The sequence below is a fragment of the Cyanobium sp. LEGE 06143 genome, from assembly GCF_015207535.1.
Lineage (GTDB): Bacteria > Cyanobacteriota > Cyanobacteriia > PCC-6307 > Cyanobiaceae > NIES-981.
Genome location: NZ_JADEWP010000239.1, coordinates 1 through 3,120, shown reverse-complemented (window position 1 = coordinate 3,120; position 3,120 = coordinate 1). Strand labels below are relative to the sequence as shown.

At 65.8% G+C, this 3,120-nt stretch carries 2 protein-coding genes; both read right to left on the bottom strand.

The window, feature by feature from the left end:
• Window positions 1-363: lycopene cyclase family protein (locus tag IQ216_RS12895; RefSeq protein ID WP_255510618.1), on the bottom strand; the 363-nt coding region annotated here is incomplete at its 3' end.
• 11 nt (window positions 364-374) lie between these two features.
• A complete protein-coding gene (gyrA, locus tag IQ216_RS12890; protein ID WP_193815792.1) occupies window positions 375-3,056 on the bottom strand; it encodes a DNA gyrase subunit A in 2,682 nt (893 codons plus the stop codon).
• Window positions 3,057-3,120 lie beyond the last annotated feature (64 nt).

The following is a 3,120-nucleotide window of genomic DNA, read 5'->3' as shown; positions in this document are numbered from 1 at the left end:
GAGCTGCTCCAGCCAGTGGTGTTGGAGCTTCTGCTTGTCGAACAGCCCATAGTCACGTCTGTGCGGCGTGGGGGCGTTGGCGGGGTCGGCGGCGTCGGCGGCTCCGGGGCCGAAGTAGCTCACGGTGTGCTGCCAGCGGTGCTCCAGCAGGTGCCCCAGCCCGAGCGCATCCACCTCATCGCCCCAGACCCCATAGGTGTTGGGCCAGGCGGCCTGCGGATCGCCGGGGCAGAGCAGCGCCACCGCCACCCCCTGCTCGACCAGCGCCGCAGCGATTGACAGGCCGGCCGGTCCAGCCCCCAGCACCAGCACCTCAGCGCAGAGGGCGCCCTCGGCTGGCTCCGCCGCCAGCGGTAGAGCCATGGCCCCCAGCATCAGGTCAGCTCCTGGTCGCCGCCCTCTGATTCAGCAGCGTCCACCAGCTCGGAAGCGGCGTCAGCAGAGGTGGCCTGCTCCGTGCCGGGCTCTGCCAGCTCCTCCTCGTCCTCCAGGGCGGGAGGCACCAGCACCATCTCCACGAGGCGGTCGCCCCGATCCAGCCGCTGCAGCCGCACGCCGGTGGCCGCCCGCGACTGCTGAGGGATGGCATCGGCCTCGGTGCGCACGATCACCCCTCGCTCGGTCACGAGCAGCACCTCCTCGCCGGCTCCCAGCACCTTCAGCCCCACCAGCACGTCGCCATCCACCCGGAACTTGATCGCCCGCAGGCCCATGCCGGCCCGCTTCTGCAACCGGAACTGATCCACAGGCACCCGCTTGCCCAGGCCTCCGGCGCTGGCCACCAGCACCCAGGGCCCCTCACTCGGAGCCACCTCCACCGGCAGGTCATCGGCCGCCGGCTCCTCGTCGCTGCTGCTGTTGGCCACCCGGTCAGCCAGTTCGGCCGAGAGCACATCCATGCTCACCAGCTGGTCGCCGGCACGCAGCTGCATGGCCCGCACACCGCGCGCCGTGCGGCCCAGCGGGCGCAACTCCTCGTCGCTGAGACGGAAGTGGATCGTCATGCCCTTGAGGGAGCCGATCAGCACGCTGTCGCCAGGCAGGGCCAGGCGCACCCAGCGCAGGTCATCGCCGTCTTCCAGCGAGATGGCGATCAGGCCATTGGAGCGGATGTTGGCAAAGGCGGAGAGGCGGGTGCGCTTGATGTAGCCGCCACTGGTGAGCATCACCAGCACGGCATCCTCGGAAAAGGCACTCACGGCCTGCAGGGAGGTGATCTGCTCCTCCCGCGGGATCGGCAGCATCTGCACGATCGGCGTGCCCTTGGCCGCCCGGCTGCAGAGGGGAACCCGGTAGGCGGGCACCGCGTAGACCACACCGCGGTTGCTGAACAGCAGCAGATGGTCGTGGTCGTTGCAGCTGATGAACAGCTTCACGGCCTCCTCGCCCTGAGTGCGGGTGCCGGCCTTGCCGCGGGTGCCCCGGCTGGTGGCCTCGAACTCACTCACCGGCATCCGCTTGAGGTAGCCGGTTTCGGTCAGCAGCACCACCGAGCGTTCGTTGGCGATCAGGTCGATGTCTTCCAGGCCACCTTCGAGATCGAGGATCTCGGTGCGGCGCGGCGAGAGGTAGCGGCTGCGGATCGCCCCCAGCTCCGAGGTGATGATGCCGAACACCCGCTCGCGCCGGGCCAGGATGTCTTTGTAGTCGGTGATCTTGGCGAGCAGATCTTCGTGCTCCAGCCGGATCTTATCGGCCTCCAGGGCCGTGAGCCGGCGCAGTTGCATCTGCAGAATCGCGTCGGCCTGAATCTCCGTGAGGCCAAACTGAAGCACCAATTCGGCACGCGCCGAGGCCGTGTCGGCGGCCGCTCGGATCAGGGCGATGATCGCATCGAGGCTGTCGAGGGCAATCAGCAAGCCGAGCAGGATATGGTCGCGTTCTTCTGCCTTGCGCAACAGGTATCTGGTGCGCCGCTCAATCGTTTCGACTCGAAAATCGAGGAAAACCTGCAACATCTTGTGCAGGGTGAGCACCACTGGCTCACCCTTGACCAGGGCCAGCATGTAGGCACTAAAATTATTCTGTAGTGGCGTGAGTTTGAACAGATTGTTAAGCACAACCTGGGGGTAGGCATCGCGCCTGAGCTCAATCACGATGCGCATGCCATCGCGATCCGACTCATCCCGGATGTCCGAGATCCCCTCCAGCTTCTTGTCGTTGACCAGTTCTGCGATCCGCTCGATCAGCGACGCCTTGTTGGTCTGGAAGGGCAACTCGGTGATGATCACCGCATCCCGGTCAGGACGTCCTTTGACTTCCAGCGTCTCCACCGAGGCGACACCGCGCATGGTCACCGAACCGCGACCTGTGGTGTAGGTCTCGCGGATGCCGCGGCGGCCCAGGATCTGCCCACCGGTGGGGAAGTCCGGCCCCGGCACGATGGCCATCAAGGCCTGCTCGCTGAGCGCAGGATCCTCGATCAAGGCCAGCAGGCCATCGATCAATTCAGTGAGGTTGTGGGGCGGGATGTTGGTCGCCATGCCCACGGCGATCCCCGTGGACCCATTCAGCAGCAGCTGGGGAATCCGCGCCGGCATCACCGTGGGTTCCTGCTGGGAACCATCGAAGTTGTCGGCAAAGTCAACCGTCTCGGCTTCGATGTCCTCCAGCAGAGAGTCTGTTGTAAGGGCCTGCAGGCGTGATTCGGTGTATCGCATGGCGGCCGGTGGGTCACCATCCACCGAACCGAAATTGCCATGCCCATCCACCAGCGGCATGCGCATGTTGAAATCCTGAGCCATGCGCACCAAGGCGTCATACACGGCCGTATCCCCGTGGGGGTGGTACTTACCGAGCACCTCACCCACCACGCGGGCGCATTTGCGGTAGGGGCGGTCGCTGGTGAGACCCAGTTCGTACATCGCATAGAGAATGCGGCGATGCACGGGCTTGAGGCCATCGCGGGCATCGGGCAGGGCCCGGCCCACAATCACGCTCATCGCATACTCCAGGTAGGAGCGCGACATCTCGTTGCGAAGGTCCGTCTGGATGATCCGAGAATCACCGTTGGAGCCGGAGTCACCGGAGTTGTTCGGTCCGGTGGGATCCGCCATGCAGAGCAACCTTCAACACCCCCCATCCTATCGACAGCTGCGCCCGCTGTTCCGGGGCCCCGCC